This is a genomic window from Kitasatospora sp. NPDC048194 (genome assembly GCF_043202455.1).
Lineage (GTDB): Bacteria > Actinomycetota > Actinomycetes > Streptomycetales > Streptomycetaceae > Kitasatospora.
In genome coordinates this window covers 1-18,444 of sequence record NZ_JBIDAK010000007.1, presented here as the reverse complement: position 1 = coordinate 18,444, position 18,444 = coordinate 1, and the positions used below count along the sequence as shown (strand labels likewise).

Below are 18,444 nucleotides of genomic sequence, written 5' to 3'. Positions count from 1 at the left end.
GGGGCCCGGGGTCGCCGGGCCGGGGCGGTCAGGACCGGGCGGCCTTGCGGCCCCGGCCGACGGCGGACATCAGCAGCAGGACGACCCAGACGATCAGCAGGCTGAGCATCGAGACCGCGACGGACATCTGGCCGTCGCTCTTGCCGTTGGAGTTGATCCACACCGAGAAGGGCGCGAAGCCGAGGATGGAGGCGGTGGTGAACTCGCCGAGCACCAGGGCGACGGTGAGGACGGCGGCGTTCAGCAGCGAGCTGCGCAGGTTGGGCAGGACGACGGTGAACACGGCGCGCAGCCAGCCGGCCCCGCAGTTGCGGGCGGCCTCGACCAGGGTGGCCACGTCGACGCCGCGCAGGCCGGCGTCGATCGCCCGGTAGGCGAACGGCAGTGCCATCAGCACGTAGGCGATGACCAGGACGATCGGGAAGTCCGGGTCCTGGATCGCCACGATGGTCTGGAACAGCGGGGTGTCCTGGAGGTAGTCCGGGCCCCAGCGCAGCACGCCGATGATGCCGGTGGTGAGCGCGACGACCGGGACGACCAGCGGCATCGAGCACATGATCTCGATCACCGGGCGCAGCTTCGGCGCGCCGAGCCGGGCGGCGAGCACCGCCGGGACGAGCAGGAGCAGCAGCACCGCGACGGTGACGGCGGCCAGTTCCAGGCTGAGGACCAGGCTGTCGGTGAAGCCGGGGGCGTTCAGCAGCTCGGTGTAGGCGCGGAAGGTGGTGCCGCCCTTGTTGTCGTCGACGCTGAACCACAGCGAGGCGGCCATCGGCACCGCGAAGTAGATCCCGCAGACCAGCAGGATCAGGCCGCGGCCGAAACGGATGCGATCGATCAGGCGAGCCACTTGGCACTCCGGCGCTGAAGGGGCAGGTACAGGGCCATCACCAGGCAGGCGACCACGATCATGTCGAGGCCGAGGGCGAGGGCGAGGTTGCCCTGGCCGACCAGGACGTTGCCGGACAGCGCGTCGCCGATCTGCATCGAGATCAGCGGCACCGAACTGCCCACCATGGCCTCGGCGGTGGCGTAGGCGGCGAAGGAGGCGCCGAACAGCAGCACGAAGCCGCCGAGCAGCGAGGGCAGCAGCACGGGCAGCGCCACGTGCCGCCAGTACTGCGGCGCGGTGGCGCCGTTGTTGTACGCGGCCTCGCGCCACTGGACCCTGAGGCCCTCCAGGGCCGGGGTGATGGTGATGACCATCAGCGGGACCAGGAAGTACAGGTAGACCACCGACAGGCCGGAGAAGGTGTAGAGGTTCCAGCCGTGCTTGGTGAGGCCGAGCTTCTTGGTGACCTCGCCGGAGTTGCCGAGGGTGGCCACGAACATGAACGCCAGCGGCACGCCGCCGAAGTTGGCGAGCACGCCGGAGGCGGACATCACGGCCTCGCGGAAGAGCCGGAAGCGGGAGGTCGCCACGGCCTGGGCCAGCGGCAGGCCGACGACGGTGGCGATCAGCGCGGTCAGCAGGGAGAGCTTGACGCTGCCCCACAGGGCCGTCCAGTAGGCGCCCTGGAGCGAGCCGGTGAGGTTGTCCGTGGTGAAGGTGCCGCCGCCGTCGGGCGCGTCCGAGGAGGTGGTGAACGCGCCGATGGCGATCGCGACGGCCGGCAGGCCGAAGCCGATCACGAAGAACAGCAGCAGGGGGAGGGCGGCGAGCCAGGCGCGGCTGCCGCCGGCCCGGCGCCCGGCCGGGCGGGGGGCCGGGGCGTTCGCCGTGGTCGCCGTGGTCGCGGCGGTGGCGGCGGCCGGGGCCGGGGTGGGGGTGGCGGGGCCGGCGGTGGTGCCTCCGCCGCTGTGGGCGGCGGAGGCGGTGGCCGGCACCGGGGTGGGAGCCGTGGTCATCTCAGGTCAGCCCGCGATCGCCTTGGCCCAGTTCTCGGTCACGACCTTCTTGGCCGCGTCCGTCTGGTCCTGGGTCGGGAAGGTGGTGAAGGGCTTCTCGACGGCCGGCAGCTTGGCGGCGGCGGTGGCGTCGAGGGTGCCGGCGGCCTTCAGCGAGTCGAACAGGGCGGGGGTGGCGTAGCCGCCGAGGAAGCCGTTCTGGCCCTGGGCGCTGTACAGGTACTCCTCCCACAGTCGGGCGGCGGCCGGGTGGGGTGCGTCCTTGTTGATCGCCTGGTTGTAGTACTGGGCGTAGGAGCCGTCCGAGGGGATGGCCACCTGCCAGTCGATGCCCTTGTCCTTGAACTTGTCGCTGTAGCCGGCGTTCAGGTACGACCAGTCGATGCTGATCGGGGTCTCGCCCTTCTCGATGGTCGCCGGGGTGACCTCGACCGGGTTGAAGTTGCCGGCCTGCTTGACCTTGCCGAAGAAGTCGATGCCGGGCTGGATGTTGTCCAGCGAGCCGCCGTTGGCGAGCGCGGCCGCGTAGACGGCGCCGAAGGCGGCACCGGCCTTGGTCGGGTTGCCGTTCAGGGCGACCATGCCCTTGTACTCGGGCTTGAGCAGGTCGGCGAAGGTCTTCGGGCAGACGGACACCTTCTTGGCGTCGCAGCCGATCGACATGTAGCCGCCGTAGTCGTTGTAGCTCAGGCCGTTGGCGTCCTTCATGGTGGCCGGGATCTTGTCGAAGTCGGTCACCTTGTAGGGGGCCAGCAGGCCCTGCTTGCCGGCGCTGATCGCGAAGGCGGAGCCGAGGTCGACGACGTCGGGCGCGCGGTCCTGGCCCTTGCGGGAGGTGACGGCGTTGATCTCGTCCTGGCTGGAGCCGTCCGGGTTCTCGTCCTCGATCTCGATGCCGTACTTGGCCTTGAAGTCGTCCATCAGCTTGCCGTAGTTCGCCCAGTCGCGCGGCAGGGTGATGACGTGCAGCTTCCCCTCCTTCTTGGCGGCGGCGACCAGGCCGTCCATGCCACCGAAGTCGGCGACGGAGGTGGCGGTCCTGGCGCTCTTGCCGCCCGCGGCGTCGCCGCCGGACTTCGCGGAGGAGGAGCCGGCGGAACCGCAGGCGGTGAGGGACAGCGCGGCGGCGGTCAGGACGGCCGCGAAGGCGGCGGTGCGGGCGCGGTGCACGGACACGGGTCAGTCTCCTGAGAAGGGGGAACTGCGAGCGGGTGTCTTGATCGGGGGGGATCAGCGGGGTGGCGGTCGGAGCCGCCGGAGCCGGCCTGCTTCGGAGCCGCCCGCGTCGACTGACGTCGGAGTCGTCCGAGTTGACTAGCCAACTTTGCTGACGGGGGTAAGTACGCCGGAGCCCGGTGACGGGAAGGTGAACGGACGACTCAGAACCGGGGTCGGCTGCGGGAACGGTGGAATCCGGCCATCGATGGGTGATCCGTTCGGTGCGATGCTCTGAATGCGCAGCGGGGTAAGGTCGGGCTGTCCGCGCCGGTACGGCTGCGCAGGACACCGCCCCAGGAGGGACATTGACTGACGTGGCAGTAGAGCCCGGGCGCCCCGCCGAGCGCGCTGCCGGCGCCCTCTACCGGAAGGTCGCCGCCGATCTCCGCGAGGCCATCACCACCGGCGCGTACGGCGAGGCGGGCCGGCTGCCCGCCGAGGGCGCGCTGGCCGAGCAGTACGGGGTCTCCCGCGGCACCGTCCGCCAGGCACTCGCCGTGCTGCGCTCGGACGGGCTGGTCACCTCCCGCCGCGGCACCCGGCGGGTGGTGCTCGGGGGCGCGCGGGTGCAGAGCTTCTCCGAACTGCTCAGCTTCACCCACTGGGCGTACTCGATGGGCGAGGAGCCGGGCGGCATCCTCGACTCGCTGGTGCGCCGCCCGGCCGACGCCGCCGAGCGCGAGCAACTGCGCCTGGAGCCGGGCGCGGAGGTGTACGTGACGGTCCGGCTGCGCACGCTCTCCGGCACGCCGGTGATGGTCGAGCGCACCATCTACCCGCCGCGGGTCGGCGAGATCGTCGCCGAGCTGCCGCCGGACGTGGTCTCGCACACCGAAGTGCTGCGCGAGCACGGCATCCTGTTCACCGACGCCGACCACACCATCGACATCGTCGCCGCCAACGCGGAGGACGCCCGGCTGCTCGGCTGCCGCCGGGGCGGACCACTGCTGCGCGAGCGGCGGCGCACCACCGACCCGACCGGCACGCCGGTGGAGTGGTCCCAGGACCGGTACCTGCCCGGCACGGTGGCCTTCAGCGTGCACAACTCGCTGGCCACCTCGGCGCTTTCGCGGCACGCCCGGGAGCTGGACTGAAGGTCCGGCGCCCGGGCGGCACGGTTCTCGGCGTGCGACGCGGTCCGGCGCGCGGCGCGCCCCGGCGGGTGAGGGGGTTCGGCGCGGGAGGGCGTGGCGCCTCGCCGCGCGACGCGGTCCGGTGCGTGAGGCGCCTCAGCGCATGAGGGCGGCCAGCAGCGGGCGGTAGTGCTCGAAGTCCGGCGTCGCCGCGCCGGGCGCCTTGGCCTGCTCGTCCCAGCGCCGTACGGCCACCGCGTCGGCCGCGCCCGGGAGTTCCGCGAAGGCGGCGGCCTCGCGGTCGTCCATCGGACCGCCCTGGACCCGCAGGGTGTACTCGGAGGCCTCGGAGAGCCGCTCGCGGTACCCGGGCTCCACCGCGCACAGGTAGCGCTTGGCGGCCACGTGCAGCCGCACCGGTTCGGTGACCTCCGGCCCGAACCAGCGAGCGAGCCAGTCGGCGCCGGTGTCGCTGTGCCGGTTGTCCCGGCCGCGCATCAGGTCGCGGCCGTGCAGCGCACCGTGGAAGTGGCCGATGTCGTGCAGCAGGGCCGCGGCGACCAGGTGGTCCGGCGCCCCGGCCGCCTCGGCGGCAGCGGCGGCCTGGAGCATGTGCTCGGCCATGGTCACCGGCTCGCCCAGGTACTCCCCGGCGCCCTCGCCCGCGAACAGCTCGGCGATCCCGTCCAGCGCGGCGGTGCGGCGGTGCAGCACGGCGAGGGTGCTCGACAGCGTGTCGAGGTCGGCGTAGCAGCCCTGGAGGTGGCGGTGGCCGTCCTGCTGGAAGGCCGTACGGGCGTGCAGCAGGCGGGTGTTGTCGAAGACCAGGCAGTCGCCGGGGCCCAGGCGGAGGGTGAGCAGGAGTTCCGGCCGCAGGGTGATCGCGGCGAAGCGGCGGTAGGCGGCGTAGAAGAACTCGAGGCCGTCGCCCCGGAGCGTGCCGATCGAGCGGTTGTTGAAGCGGACCTCGCGGATCCGGCCGAGCGCGTCCACGTCGATCAGCGGGCGGTCGGCGCGCAGCTCGGTGCGGCGGTCCCGGAAGACGAAGGGGACGGGGGTGCGGGTGAGCACCGCGAAGTCCTCGGGGGATTCGTCCCTCAGCAGGGCCGCTGCCCGGAAGCCGTCGACCAGCCCGGAGTCGCCGCCGGTCGCCGAGTTCTCCAGGCAGTGCAGCAGTTGGAGCGTCGGCACCGGGTCCCGGTACGGGTTGTCGGTGTGCGGGGCGATCGCCTCGGCCGTGAACGCCAGGTTGTTGGGGTCCGGCTCGATCCGGACGTCGAACAGCTCGCCGTAGTTGGTGACCCGGACGTAGCCGAAGCTCTCGGCCACCCGGAGCACCTGCCGGTCGGCGGTCGGCACCCCGCGCAGCAGGGCGAAGCCGCTGTGCCGGACGGCGGCCAGCACCGCCGCCTGCTCGGCCGGGTCGCCGAGGTACGACGCCCAGTCGGCCTCGGGGATGCCGCGCGCGAAGTCGGCGGCGGTCCAGAGCCGCTTCCCCTGCTCGGTGCGCCCGTCGTCCCCGGCCTCCTCGTGCAGCCAGGCGAGCGGGTAGCGGGAGCGGTGCCCGTCCGACCAGAGCACCTCCAGGTTCCCGTCGAGTTCCGCGCTCGCCGCGATCGCCAGGTCGTCCGGCAGGTCGCCGATCTGGAACAGCTTCTGCCCGTTGCGCGGGTCCCGGCACTCGGCGCACGGGCAGTTGTCGCGCAGCCAGTAGGGCGGCAGCTCGGTCATGGGGGTCCTCCTCGGCGGGCTCCTCCGGGCAGAAGTTGTATAGCCAACTCCACCCACTTGGCGGGAGCTTGCCTGCCCCCGGCAAGGAACGGGTGCCGAACGGGTGAACGCTGCGGGAACTGTCCCCGGAGGCGTGGCCGAAAACAGCCCGCCCGCCGTCGGCGGCCGCGCCGTCCGCCCCGTCGCCCCGTCGCCCCGGACGGTGCCCGGGTGCCGCCATCCGCGCTCCCCCTGGCCCCCTGTTCGGGTGAGGGCGGCCGGGCCCGGCGCGTTTCGGCGCGGGCGGCCGTGCGCGGCTGCGGCATCGTCGGGGGGATTCCCCCGAGGTGAGAGGCAGCTGCGCCATGGCCCATCCCAGTACCACGACCCCGCCGCCCGCAGGGCACACCGGGCTCCGGCGGGAGGTGGGGGTCGCCGGCCTGCTGTGGGCCTCGGTCGGGGCGATCATCGGGTCCGGCTGGCTGTTCGGAGCGCAGAAGGCCGCGGTGGCGGCGGGCCCGGCCGCCGTGCTGTCCTGGGCGATCGGCGCGGTGGCGATCATCCTGCTGGCGCTGATCCACGCCGAGCTGGGCGGGCTGTTCCCGGTGGCGGGCGGCACGGCGCGCTACCCGCACTACGCCTTCGGCGGGTTCGCGGGGATGTCCTTCGGCTGGTTCACCTGGCTGCAGGCGGCGACCATCGCGCCGATCGAGGTCCAGGCCATGATCAACTACGCCCAGCACTGGAGCTGGGCGGACGGCCTGCTGAACAAGGACCTGACGCTGACCGGCGTCGGGTTCGTCGTCGCGGCCGTCCTGCTCGGCGTCTTCGTGGCGATCAACTTCCTCGGGGTCCGGCTGCTGGCCCACACCAACAGCGTGGCCACCGTCTGGAAGGTCGCCATCCCGATCCTGACCATCTTCGCCTTCGGGATCACCGAGTTCCACGGCTCCAACTTCGACGTGCACGGCTTCGCGCCGGACGGTGCCAAGGGCGTGCTGACGGCGATCAGCACCAGCGGGGTGATCTTCGCGCTGCTCGGCTTCGAGCAGGCCATCCAGTGGGCGGGGGAGAGCCGCAACCCCCGCCGGGACATCCCCCGGGCGGTGCTCGGTTCGGTGGTGGTCGGCACCATCGTCTACCTGATGCTCCAGGTGGTGTTCATCGGCGCGCTGCCTCCGGAGACCGTCGCGGGCGGCTGGAGCAAGCTCACCTACCCCGGGATCAGCGGACCGTTCGCCGGCCTCGCGACGCTGATCGGGCTGGGCTGGCTGGCGACGGTCCTCTTCATCGACGCCGTGATCTCGCCCGCCGGCACCGGACTGGTCTACATCACCTCCAGCTCCCGGGTCACCTACGGCCTCAGCCGCAACGGCTACGCGCCGCCGGCCCTGCAGTTCACCGACCGCAACTCGGTGCCGTGGCTGGGGCTGCTGATCGCGTGGGTCGCCGGGGTGATCTGCTTCCTCCCGTTCCCGAGCTGGCAGCGGCTGGTCGGCTTCATCACCTCGGCGGTGGTCCTGATGTACGCGGGCGCGCCGCTGGCCTTCGGCGTGCTGCGCAGGCGGCTGCCGGGGATGGAGCGCTCGTACCACCTGCCCGGCGGCACGATCATCTCGCCGGCCGCCTTCGCGGTGGCCGGGCTGGTCATCTACTGGTCCGGCTGGGACACCCTGTGGCGGCTGGGGCTGGCGATCCTCATCGGCTACCTCCTGCTCGGCGGGTACTCCGCGTACGCCGCGTCGAAAGGGGTGCCGAACGCACCGCGGATGGACTTCCGGGCGGGGCAGTGGCTGCCGGTCTACCTGGTCGGCATGGGCGTGATCTCCTGGCAGGGCAGCTTCGGGGCGGGCTCCCAGGGGAACCTGCCGCTGTGGTGGGACATCGGGGTCGTGGTGGTCTTCTCGCTGGTGATCTACTACTGGGCGCTCGCCGTCGCACTGCCGGCGGAGGAGATCGAGCGGAACATCCGGGGCGTCGAGGTGGTGGACGCGGGCGGGCACTGAGCAGGGCCGGACGGACGGCGGCGCCTCGGGGAGCGCCGCAGCCTCGGGGAACGGCGGAGGGGGGAGCCGGCGGAGCGGCGGAGCCGAGGAGCGGCCCCCGACGCGGTTCGGGGGCCGCTCCGGCGGCTGCCTAGTGAGCTGGTTCGGAGATGCGTGAGCAGTAGCGGCAGATCCGATCGATGATCTGGTCGGCGGTCTTGGTCCACGTGAACGGCTTGGCGCTCTCGTTCCAGACCTTGATCCAGTTCTCAAGGCTGGCCTTGAGGTCGTCCAGCGAGCAGTGAACGCCGCGTTCGAGGCAGCGCCTTTCCAGTTCGGCGAACCACCGCTCGACCTGGTTGATCGACGACGAGTACGTCGGTGTGAAGTGCAGCTGGAAGCGAGGATGCGCCAGCAGCCAGCGGTGCACCACGGGCGCTTTGTGGGCCGAGAGGTTGTCGCAGATCACGTGGACCGCCAGACCGGGCTCGGTCTGGCGGTCGATCTCGTCGAGGAAGTCCCGGAAGTCCACCGCCCGGTGCTGGGCCGACAGCTTCCCGATCACCTTCCCGGTCGCGATGTCCAGGGCCGCGAACAGGTCGATGGTGCCGTGGCGGACGTAGTCGAAACTGCGGCGCTCGGGCACTCCGGGCAGCATCGGCAGCACCGGGGCCGTCCGCTCCAGCGCCTGGATCTGTGGCTTCTCGTCGACCGCGAACACCACCGCGTTCGCCGGCGGCGCCAGGTAGAGGCCCACGACGTCCCGGACCTTGTCGATCAGCAGCGGGTCCGGGGAGACCTTGAACACCTCCGTGCGCCAGGGCTGCAGCCCGAAGGCGTGCCAGATCCGCAGCACGCTGGACGGCGAGATGCCGACCTTCCTCGCCAGCTCGCGTTTGGACCAGTGTGTGCCGCCCTCCGGAACCTCCTCCAGGGTCCGCACGACCACCTCCTCCACCTGGGCATCGGTGATGGTGCGCGGGACCCCGGGGCGCGGCTCGTCGCACAGGCCGTCCAACCGCTCGCGCAGGAAACGGGCCCGCCACTTCGTCACGGTCCCGCGGTTCACGCCCAGCCGGGAGGCCACTGCGAGATTGCTGCCACCCTCCGCACACGCCAGGACGATCCGCGCCCGCAGAGCCAGCCCCTGCGCGGTCGTCCGACGTTTCACCCAGCCCTGCAGCACCTGCCGCTCCGCCATGGAGAGCACAAGCGGCATCAGCCTGCTGTCACCCACGTACCCCAGAACACCGCGCTCATGGCCTCGGCCGCAGCCGTTCGCCGGAAGTCGGTACGCACGGCAACTCATGAGGCGACGCACCAACTCCGAACCAGCTCACTAGGCGGTGGCCGTCGCCGACCAGGCGGCCTCGGCGGCCGCCAGGGCCGCCCCGGCGTCGGCCTTCGTGGCCGTCGCGAGCGCGGCCAGGCAGGCGCGGACGGTCTCCAGCGAGGCGGCCGGGCCGTAGTGGTTGATCCGCAGCATCTCGGCGGCGAGGGCTCCGCCGCCCGGCTGGACGGGCAGCGCCGGGTCGAGGGCCGCGGCGAGTTCGGCGGCGTGCAGACCGGCCGGGGTGCGCACGGTGGTGGCGACCGGGGCGGCGTGGGCGTCCTCGCGGACGTAGGGGGCGAGGGGGTCGAGGGCGCGGACGCCGGCCCGGGTGGCGGCGGAGGCGGCGCGGTGCCGGGCGATCACGGCGGGCAGGCCCTCGGCGGCGATCCGGTCCAGGCAGGCGCCGAGCGCCAGCATCTCCAACTGGGCCGGGGCGTGCGGGAGTACGGCGCGACCGGCGTCCGTCCAGCGCTCCTTCCAGTCGAGCAGGGAGAGGTAGGAGCGGCGCGGGGCGGCCGGGTTGGCGGCGATCCGCTCCCAGGCCCGCCCGGAGACGGAGACGGCGGAGACTCCGGCCGGGCCGCCCATCGCCTTCTGGCCGCCGATGACGCACAGGTCGATGCCCCACTCGTCGGTGAGCAGCGGCTCGGCGGCGACGGAGGCGACCGCGTCGAGCATCAGCAGGGCGCCGTGCTCGCGGACCACTGCGGCGATCTCGGCGACCGGGTTGGTGTTGCCGGTGGCGGCCTCGGCGTGCACCAGCGAGACGAAGTCGGTCTCCGGGTGCGCGGCCAGCGCCTCGGCCACCTGGGCGGCGCTCACCGCGCCGTCGAAGGGGACGGCGAGGTCGACGACGGTGGCGCCGCACGAGCGCAGCCAGTTCCCGAAGGTCTGCCCGTACGGCCCGGTGACGATGTTCAGCGCGGTGGAGCCCGGGTGCGCGGCGCCGCGGATTGCCGCCTCCAGCGGGAGCAGCGCCTCGCCCTGGGTCACGATCACGTCGGCCTCGGTGTGCAGCAGCGCGGCCACCTGGTCCTCGATCGCCGCGAACCCGGCGGCGCTGAGCGGGGGGAGGTCGAGGAAGGGGCTCACGGCTTCGACACGGCCTTTCACTTCGGGGACGGTGGTTCGGACCGGCGGTCGGGCCGCTCGGTCCGGCCGCTCGGTCCGGACGCTTGGTGGGGCCGGTGAGCGGCGCGGGTAGGTCGCACCGAGTCTGCCGCATTCTCGCCGCCCACCCGGAACCGGCCCGTCGGTAGAGTGCGGCCATGAGCGATGGCGCGGTGCTGCACGTCCGGGGTCGGGTACTGGTCGGCCCGCAGGAGGTCCGGGACGAACTCTGGGTGGTGGACGGGCGGGTGAGCTTCACCCGTCCGCGGACCGCCGGGGACGTCCGGACGGTGAGCGGCTTCGTGCTGCCCGGTCTGGTGGACGCGCACTGCCACGTCGGGCTGGACGCGCACGGCGCCGTGGACGCCGAGACCAGCGAGAAGCAGGCGCTCACCGACCGTGACGCCGGGACCCTGCTGATCCGCGACGCCGGCTCGGCCGCCGACACCCGCTGGATCGACGAGCGCGAGGACCTGCCCCGGATCATCCGCGCCGGCCGGCACATCGCCCGCACCCGCCGCTACATCCGCAACTACGCACACGAGATCGAGCCCGGCGACCTCACCGCGTACGTCCGGGCCGAGGCCCGGCGCGGGGACGGCTGGGTGAAGCTGGTCGGCGACTGGATCGATCGCGACCGCGGCGACCTCGCCGCCTGCTGGCCGGGCGACGCGCTGGCCGAGGCGATCGCCGCGGCGCACGAGGAGGGCGCACGGGTGACGGCGCACTGCTTCGCGGCCGAGTCGCTGCCGGACCTGCTGGCGGCGGGGATCGACTGCGTCGAGCACGCCACCGGCCTGACGGAGGAGCTGATCCCGGCCTTCGCCGAGCGCGGGGTCGCGATCGTGCCGACGCTCGTCAACATCGCCACCTTCCCGGGGCTGGCGGCCGGCGGCGAGGCGAAGTTCCCGGCCTGGGCGGCGCACATGCGGCGGCTGCACGAGCGCCGTTACGACACGGTGGGCGCCGCGCACGACGCGGGCATCCCGGTGTTCGTCGGCACGGATGCGGGCGGCTCGCTCGCGCACGGGCTGGTCGCGGACGAGGTGGCGGAGCTGGTGAAGGCCGGGCTGAGTCCGGCGGAGGCGCTGTCGGCGGCGAGCTGGGGGGCGCGGGAGTGGCTGGGGCGGCCGGGACTGGAGGAGGGCGCGCCGGCGGACTTCGTGGTGTACGGGGAGGACCCCCGGGCGGACGTCCGGGTGCTTGCCGACCCGCGGCTGGTGGTGCTGCGGGGGCGTCCGGTGGCGTGATCCCGGTGGGGCTGCGGGGGCGTCCGGTGGCGTGATCCCGGTGGGCGCGGAACGGCGGTGCCGGTGGAGGTGGAACGGCGGTGCCGGTGGGCGCGGAACGGCGGTCCCGGCGGCTGAGGAACGGCGGTCCCGGTGGGCGCGGGGTGACGGGCGGTTCCGTCGACCGCGCCACCGGCCCGGTCCGGCGGTCGATCGCATGATCGTCCGCTGAACGGGCCGTCGGTGTAGGCCGATAGGGTGGCGACCATGGCACCGCGTCCACTGAACGAGATCGTCGAGCCCGGTTGGGCCACCGCCCTGGAGCCGGTCGCCGGGCGGGTCGCCGCCATGGGCGACTTCCTGCGCGCCGAACTGGCCGCCGGCCGCACCTACCTGCCGTCCGGCCCGAACGTGCTGCGCGCCTTCCAGCAGCCCTTCGCCGACGTGCGGGTGCTGATCGTGGGGCAGGACCCGTACCCGACGCCCGGCCACGCGGTCGGGCTCAGCTTCTCGGTCGGGCCGGAGGTGCGGCCGATCCCGGCGAGCCTGGTCAACATCTTCCAGGAGTACGGCAACGACCTCGGCCTGCCGCAGCCGTCCAACGGCGACCTGACCCCGTGGACGCAGCAGGGCGTGCTGCTGCTCAACCGGGCGCTGACCACCGCGCCGCGCAAGCCGGCCGCGCACCGGGGCAAGGGCTGGGAGGAGGTCACCGAACAGGCGATCCGGGCGCTGGCGGCGCGCGGGGGGCCGCTGGTGGCGATCCTGTGGGGCCGGGACGCCCGCAATCTGCGGCCGCTGCTCGGGGAGATCCCGGCGATCGAGTCGGCGCACCCGAGCCCGTACTCGGCGAACGGCGGCTTCTTCGGCTCCCGGCCGTTCAGCCGGGCGAACGAGCTGCTGGTGCGGCAGGGGGCGCAGCCGGTGGACTGGCGGTTGCCGTAGCAGATCGTGGTCAGTGCGGAACGTCAAACTCACTCCAACGGATGAAATGACGTTCTGTGTGACTCATGTGACGGATCGTTTGAGAAGACTGGCGGCTCATCGTTCCACCTGTGTGGGGGTCCCGTCATGCCTTCTCGGCCGTCTCGCCGAATCGTTTCCGCATCCGCCGCCGTGGTGGTGAGCATCCTGCTCACCGCCGGTCCCGTCCAGGCCGCTCCGGCGAGCCCGGCCCCGACCGCTCCCTCGGCCTCGACCGTGCCCCCGGTCGCGTCCCCGGCAGGCAAGGCGCGTGCCGTCACCGCCGAACTCGACCTGGACGTCAAGCTGTTGAACAACGCGGTCGACGTCCCGGTGGACATCGCCCTCAACAAGGTGGAGACGCCCGCTCGGCGCGACGGCTCGGTGCTGACCGCCAAGGTGGACGGCGTCGACCAGACCGGCCCGGTCGAGCTCGTCAAGGCCGACGTCGGCACGTCCGTCACCCGCGCCGACGCCAAGGGCGCCGCCGCCTCCGTCAAGCTGGTCAACGCCGACGTGCACGCCCCCGGCCTGCCGGCCACCGCGCTGCTCGGCCTGGAGGCGATGAGCGCGGAGGCGACCTGCCCGGTGGACGGGCAGCCCACCGCGAACGTGGTCGCGCCCGCCAGGCTGAGCGTGCTCGGCAAGCCGGTCACCGTCGGGCTGTACGGCCCGACCAAGGTGGACGTGCCGCTGGTCGGCAGCGTGTCGGTGGAGTTCTCCAAGAAGACCACCACCACGACCACCGCCGCCGCCTCGGCGCTGGAGGTGCAGGTGGAGGTGAACCCGCTCAACCTGAACGTCGCCAAGGTCACCGGGACGATCACCGTCGCGTCGGTGAGCTGCGAGAAGCCCGTCACCCCCGGGCCCGGCAGCACCCCGAGCCCGGTGGCGTCCACCGGTGCGCCCGCCGCCCAGCCGGTGGCGGACACCACGACGACCACCCGGGCCGCGGTGCCGCAGGCGGCGGTGGAGAAGCCCGGGAAGCTCGCCGCCACCGGCGGCAGCAGTGCCACCGGCCCGCTGGCCGCCGGGGCCGCCGCCCTGGTCGCGGGCGGGGCCGCCGCGCTCTGGGCCACCCGGCGCCGCCGGGCCGCGCACGCCCGTCGGCGCTGAGCCGGCGGGCCGTCCGGAGGTGCGGGGGCACCGCGCCTCGGCCCTCCGGACGGTCGGAGCCGCCGGGCGTCGGCACCGCGAACGGCGGGAGTGCCGCGCCCGGCACTCCCGCACCGTAACCGTGCCACTGCGGACGGTTGGTTCACATGCGCGTTACACGAGAGGAACAACCGGGAAACGGCGCCTTGCAACGCTACGCGGGCACCCACCACCCAGCACTGCGAGGGACACGCCGTGGCAATCAAGGCCGAGTACATCTGGATCGACGGCACCAAGCCGACCGCGAAGCTCCGTTCCAAGACTCGCGTCCTGCCCAACGCCGACAAGATCCCCACCTGGGGCTTCGACGGTTCCTCGACCAACCAGGCCGAGGGCCACGCCTCGGACCGCGTGCTGGAGCCGGTGAAGGTCGTTCCGGACCCGATCCGCGGCGGCGACCACATCCTGGTCCTCTGCGAGGTCCTGGAGACGGACGGCACCCCGCACGAGTCCAACACCCGCGCCCTGCTGCGCGAGGTCGACGAGAAGTACGCCGCGCAGGAGTCGATCTTCGGCATCGAGCAGGAGTACACCTTCTTCAAGGGCTCCCGCCCGCTCGGCTTCCCCGAGGGCGGCTTCCCGGCCCCGCAGGGCGGCTACTACTGCGGCGTCGGCGCCGAGGAGGTCTTCGGCCGCGAGATCGTCGAGCTGCACCTCGACCGCTGCATCGACGCCGGCCTGGCCATCTGCGGCATCAACGCCGAGGTCATGCCCGGCCAGTGGGAGTTCCAGATCGGCCCGGTCGACGCGCTGACCGTCTCCGACGACCTGTGGATCGCCCGCTACCTGCTCTACCGCACCGCCGAGGAGTTCGGCATCGACGCCACCCTCGACGCCAAGCCGGCCCGGGGCGACTGGAACGGCGCGGGTGCGCACACCAACTTCTCCACCAAGGCGATGCGCGAGGGCTACGACGCCATCATCACCGCCTGCGAGGCCCTCGGCGCCTCCCAGGAGAAGGTGCTGGAGCACGTCAACCAGTACGGTGACGACATCCAGTCCCGCCTGACCGGCAAGCACGAGACCGCCCCGTGGAACGTCTACAGCTACGGCGTCTCCGACCGCGGTGCCTCCGTGCGCATCCCGTGGCAGGTCGAGGTGGAGAAGAAGGGCTACATCGAGGACCGCCGCCCGAACGCCAACGTCGACCCCTACGTCGTCACCCGCCTCCTGATCAACACCTGCTGCGAGGCGCTGGAGAAGGCCGGCCAGGTCTGATCCGCCCCCGGGCACGCACCGCGCCCGCAGGCCCTTCCCGCTCGGGGAGGGCCTGCGGGCGTCCTGCGTGCCGCGGGCGCCGGGGCGGTAGGGCCGGCGGTGGTGCGGTGGTGCGGTGGTGCGGTGGTGCGGTGGTGCCGCGGTGCGGTGGTGAGGCGCGGTGGCCGGAGCCGGGCGGGGTCGGGTGGAAATCGCTGGTCGGTCCCCGGCCGCCGCAGGAGAATGCGCGGCATGACTCAACGGCCCCTGCTCCTGCTCGACGTGGACGGACCGCTCAACCCCTACGCCGCGCCGAACACCCGCCGCCCCGCGGGCTACGGCACCCACCGGCTGCTGCCCGAGTCCTGGGTGGCGCGCCAGAAGCCGCAGCCCGGGGCGCGGGTGAAGCCGCTGCGGGTGTGGCTGAATCCGCTGCACGGGCCCGAGCTGTCGGCGCTGCCGTACGAGCTGGTGTGGGCGACGACCTGGATGCACGAGGCGAACACCTTCATCGGTCCGCGCATCGGACTGCCCGAACTCCCTTACATACCGTGGACGGAGGTCTTCCGGGAGGACCCGGACGGCCTGCACTGGAAGACCAGGGAGCTGGTCGCCTGGGCGGCCGGGCGGCCGTTCGTCTGGCTGGACGACGAACTCGGCCCGGCGGACATCGAGTGGATCGCCGCCCACCACCCGGCGCCGGCGCTGCCGCTCTGGGTCGACCCGCGGTTCGGCCTGGGTGAGCTGCACTTCGCGGCGCTGCGGGAGTGGGCACAGGAGGAATGCTGACCCGGCCGCCGCACCGGCGCCGGGCCCGGTGGCCGGGTGCGGCCGCCGGGTGCGGCTTCCGAGTGGTGGCGTCCCGGCCGGCTCGTGAGCGGCGACAGCGTCAGTCCGAACCGAGCACCGCTCCGAGGGCCTCGAGGAAGCGGTCGGTGGTCTCCTCGTCCCGCACGGCGATCCGCAGCCAGTCCTCGCCGAGCCCGGGGAAGGTGTCCCCGCGCCGGACGGCGAAGCCGTGCTCGCGCAGCCGCTCGCGGACGGCCGCCGCTCCCGGCAGCCGGACCAGCACGAAGGAGGCGGCCGGTTCGCCGTGGATCCGCAGTGCCGGGAAGGCGGCCAGGCCCTTCAGCAAGTACGCGCGCCACAGGGCCAGTTCGGCGGCGGCCCGCTCCGCCTCGGCGAGCGCCGCCGGGCCGCTGCAGATCTCGGCGGCGGCCAGCGCCGGGGTGGAGACCGGCCAGAGCGGCTGGGCGGCGGCGAGGTCGGCGATCAGCGGCGCCGGGCCGAGGACGTAGCCGATCCGCAGTCCGGCCAGGCCCCAGGTCTTGGTGAGGCTGCGCAGGACGACGACCCGGCCGGGCAGGTCCCGCACCGAGGCCAGGGACTCCCGTTCGCCGGGGACGGTGTCCATGAAGGCCTCGTCCACCACCAGGATGCGCCCGGGCCGGGCGAGCGCGGCGACGGCCCCGGCGGGGTGCAGCACGGAGGTCGGGTTGGTCGGGTTGCCGAGGACGACCAGGTCCGCCTCCTCGGGGACGTCGGCGAGCCGGAAGCCCTCCTCGGGGGTGAGCAGCACCCGGTGCACGCGGTGGCCGGCGTCCCGCAGTGCCGCCTCGGGCTCGGTGAACTGCGGGTGCACGACAACGATGTGACGCGCAGTCAGCACACGGGCGAGCAGGACGAAGGCTTCCGCCGCCCCCGAGGTGAGCAGCACCTCCTCGACCGGGCGCCGGTGCCGGGCGGCCACCGCGGCGCGGGCGGCGCCCTGGTCCGGGTAGGCGGCGAGGTCGCCGAGGGTGGCGGCCAGGTGCTCGCGGAGCCAGGCCGGGGGCGTGCCGGTGCGGACGTTGACGGCGAGGTCGACCAGGGCGCGCCCGTCGGCGCGGACCTCGGCGTCGCCGTGGTGGCGCAGGTCGGGTTCGATGGCGGTCACGCGGAGTCTCCTGCTGGTCGATCCGGTCGATCTGGTCGATCTGGTCGAGTGGGTGGATCCGGTCGGGCGGTCCGGACGGGTGGAGCTGGTCGAGCGGACTGGTTGAACCGGCCGGCCGGTTGACCCGGTCGGACCGGTCAAACGGGCCGGGCGGCGTCGGTGGCCGGGCGGGGGGCGCGGTGGACCTCGTACGGGCCGGGTGGCACCGCGGGCTCCGCGCCGTCGCCCAGGGCGACCAGCACGACGGCGTGTCCGTGCGCGGCGAGCGCGGCGGCCGCCCCGACGTGGTCGACCGCCGTTCCGGTGCCGTCCACCGCCTCGCCGACGCAGGGCGCCACCACCCGCCCGCCGGCGCCCGGTACCGTCCCGGAGGCGGACCGGGCGGTCCGAGCGGTGGGAGCAGCGCCGGCCCGCGGCGGCTCCGGCCGCAGCAGTCCGGCCACCGCCTCGACCGCCTCCGGCCGGCCCACCACCGCGGAGGCGGCCCGCAGTTCGGCCAGCGCCCGCGGCCCCAACCGGTCGGTCGTCCCGGCCGGCCCGAGGCCGACCACGACCAGCCGCCCGCGCACCGCCGCCGCCCGGGCGACCGCCACCGTCGCCGTCGCCGACTTCCGTTTGGTGACCACGAGGCGGCCGCCCGGGGCACTGGCCAGTGCGGCCGCCTCGGCGACGCTGGCCGTACCGACGGCCGCACCGACCAGCTCGGACGGGTTGGGCACCGGCACGTCCGCCAGCAGCTGCGGCGGGTGCTCGTCCACGGCCACCCCGCCGAGGCGGGACGCTGCCCAGCGCACCGCCGGGTGGTCCGCCTTGCCGGTCACGGTGGCGAGCCGGGCCACCGCGGAGCCGGCGAGGCCGTTCTCCTCCAGGGTGTCCGCCAACAGCCGCAGGACCTCGGTCCGTTCGGCGCCGCCGCCCGCGCCGATGCCGACCACCAGGGTGCGCGGGAACACCAGGACGTCGCCGCGGTCCGGATCGTCCGGGGTGACGACCCGCAGGGCCGGGGGGTCGGCGGCGTGCGGCCGGACCCCGCCGCCGGCGATCAGTCCGATCACGTCCCGTGCTCCTTCGTCCAAGCCCCCGTGATCCCACCACGGGCGGCCGAAACGGGTCAATCGCGGCGGGTGTGAGATCCACCGCCGCGCCGGTTGCTTCGTGTGGCGACCGCGTCGCAGCTGTTCGCCTGTTCTTCACCTCCCTTGTGCGGTACACGACACGCCGCGCTCCTACTGTTCTCGGCGCTCCCGCCCGGAAGCCCCGACCCCGGAGTCTCAATGACGAAGTCAACCCGCCTGCGCGACCGGAGCGGGGGTGAAGACCCTGTTGTCGCGCAGGAGCGCCCACAGGACGCTCACCCGACGTCGGGCGAGAGCGATGATCGCCTGGACATGTTTGCAGCCCTCGGCGCGCTTCTTGAGGTAGAAGTCCCGGTTGGGGCCGTCCTTGATGATGCTGGTCTGGGCGGACATGTAGAACACCCGTCGGAGGCGGCGGCTGTACCGCTTGGGCCGGTGCAGGTTGCCGGTGCGGCGTCCGGAGTCGCGGGGGACGGGCACGAGCCCGGCAGCCGAGGCGAGGTGGCCGGCGTCGGCGTAGGCCGACAGGTCGCCGGCGGCCACGACGAGCTCGGCGCCGAGTATCGGTCCGATGCCGGGCAGGGACTCGATGATCTCGGCCTGCGGGTGGG

General features: G+C 73.4%; 16 protein-coding genes. 7 read left to right on the top strand and 9 right to left on the bottom strand.

All coding sequences use genetic code 11. The annotated features are described in order from the left end of the window. Nucleotides 1-28: 28 nt before the first annotated feature. From ACGF07_RS11480 to ACGF07_RS11470, 3 genes are read right to left on the bottom strand one after another with little or no spacing between them, the layout of a single operon-like run. Nucleotides 29-838: an ABC transporter permease gene (locus ACGF07_RS11480; RefSeq protein ID WP_392897751.1), complete on the bottom strand. Its 810-nt coding sequence runs from the start codon at nt 836-838 to the stop codon at nt 29-31. Next, nucleotides 838-1,848 carry an ABC transporter permease gene (locus ACGF07_RS11475; RefSeq protein WP_392897452.1) on the bottom strand — a complete coding sequence of 337 codons (1,011 nt, stop codon included), beginning with the start codon at nt 1,846-1,848 and terminating at the stop codon, nt 838-840. Before ACGF07_RS11475 ends, ACGF07_RS11480 begins: the two co-directional genes overlap by 1 nt. A gap of 6 nt (nt 1,849-1,854) precedes the next feature. Then, nucleotides 1,855-3,024: an extracellular solute-binding protein gene (locus ACGF07_RS11470; protein WP_350749189.1), complete on the bottom strand. Its 1,170-nt coding sequence runs from the start codon at nt 3,022-3,024 to the stop codon at nt 1,855-1,857. Nucleotides 3,025-3,380: 356 nt separating this feature from the next. On the opposite strand from ACGF07_RS11470, the gene ACGF07_RS11465 reads away from it, so the two are divergent. Beyond that, nucleotides 3,381-4,160, top strand: coding sequence for a GntR family transcriptional regulator (locus tag ACGF07_RS11465; RefSeq protein ID WP_392897451.1), 780 nt, complete (start codon nt 3,381-3,383; stop codon nt 4,158-4,160). A gap of 135 nt (nt 4,161-4,295) precedes the next feature. Here ACGF07_RS11465 and ACGF07_RS11460 read toward each other — a convergent pair whose 3' ends face one another. Further along, the gene (locus tag ACGF07_RS11460; RefSeq protein ID WP_392897449.1) at nt 4,296-5,870 is read right to left on the bottom strand and encodes a phosphonate degradation HD-domain oxygenase; all 1,575 of its coding nucleotides are present in this window, start codon (nt 5,868-5,870) and stop codon (nt 4,296-4,298) included. 344 nt (nt 5,871-6,214) lie between these two features. On the opposite strand from ACGF07_RS11460, the gene ACGF07_RS11455 reads away from it, so the two are divergent. Then, nucleotides 6,215-7,855 carry an APC family permease gene (locus ACGF07_RS11455; protein ID WP_350749198.1) on the top strand — a complete coding sequence of 547 codons (1,641 nt, stop codon included), beginning with the start codon at nt 6,215-6,217 and terminating at the stop codon, nt 7,853-7,855. Between the two features lie 130 nt (nt 7,856-7,985). Here ACGF07_RS11455 and ACGF07_RS11450 read toward each other — a convergent pair whose 3' ends face one another. Next, nucleotides 7,986-9,053, bottom strand: a complete 1,068-nt coding sequence (locus ACGF07_RS11450; RefSeq protein WP_392897748.1) for an IS630 family transposase — start codon at nt 9,051-9,053, stop codon at nt 7,986-7,988. 120 nt (nt 9,054-9,173) lie between these two features. Next, nucleotides 9,174-10,280 (bottom strand): pyridoxal-phosphate-dependent aminotransferase family protein, encoded by a 1,107-nt coding sequence (locus tag ACGF07_RS11445; protein WP_392897447.1) that lies wholly within the window; start codon nt 10,278-10,280, stop codon nt 9,174-9,176. Between the two features lie 155 nt (nt 10,281-10,435). Between ACGF07_RS11445 and ACGF07_RS11440 the strand changes: the two genes are divergently transcribed. From ACGF07_RS11440 to ACGF07_RS11420, 5 genes are all read left to right on the top strand, one after another. Next, on the top strand, nt 10,436-11,527 hold the full coding sequence (locus ACGF07_RS11440; protein WP_392897445.1) for an amidohydrolase family protein: 1,092 nt from the start codon (nt 10,436-10,438) through the stop codon (nt 11,525-11,527). Nucleotides 11,528-11,773: 246 nt separating this feature from the next. Further along, nucleotides 11,774-12,451 (top strand): uracil-DNA glycosylase, encoded by a 678-nt coding sequence (locus tag ACGF07_RS11435; RefSeq protein WP_350749344.1) that lies wholly within the window; start codon nt 11,774-11,776, stop codon nt 12,449-12,451. A gap of 171 nt (nt 12,452-12,622) precedes the next feature. Further along, nucleotides 12,623-13,585 carry an SCO1860 family LAETG-anchored protein gene (locus tag ACGF07_RS11430; protein ID WP_392897443.1) on the top strand — a complete coding sequence of 321 codons (963 nt, stop codon included), beginning with the start codon at nt 12,623-12,625 and terminating at the stop codon, nt 13,583-13,585. Nucleotides 13,586-13,819: 234 nt separating this feature from the next. Next, on the top strand, nt 13,820-14,842 hold the full coding sequence (gene glnII / locus ACGF07_RS11425; protein WP_350749349.1) for a glutamine synthetase: 1,023 nt from the start codon (nt 13,820-13,822) through the stop codon (nt 14,840-14,842). Between the two features lie 231 nt (nt 14,843-15,073). Next, nucleotides 15,074-15,610, top strand: coding sequence for a hypothetical protein (locus ACGF07_RS11420; protein WP_350737614.1), 537 nt, complete (start codon nt 15,074-15,076; stop codon nt 15,608-15,610). Between the two features lie 100 nt (nt 15,611-15,710). Here the strand turns inward: ACGF07_RS11420 and cobC are convergent, their stop codons facing one another. The 3 genes from cobC to ACGF07_RS11405 form a co-directional block, all read right to left on the bottom strand. Beyond that, a complete protein-coding gene (gene cobC / locus ACGF07_RS11415) occupies nt 15,711-16,757 on the bottom strand; it encodes an Rv2231c family pyridoxal phosphate-dependent protein CobC (RefSeq protein WP_392897441.1) in 1,047 nt (348 codons plus the stop codon). A gap of 137 nt (nt 16,758-16,894) precedes the next feature. Further along, complete coding sequence (locus ACGF07_RS11410; RefSeq protein WP_392897439.1) at nt 16,895-17,812, bottom strand: cobalamin biosynthesis protein; 918 nt, start codon at nt 17,810-17,812, stop codon at nt 16,895-16,897. Nucleotides 17,813-18,040: 228 nt separating this feature from the next. Then, nucleotides 18,041-18,444: transposase (locus ACGF07_RS11405; protein WP_392897437.1), on the bottom strand; the 404-nt coding region annotated here is incomplete at its 5' end.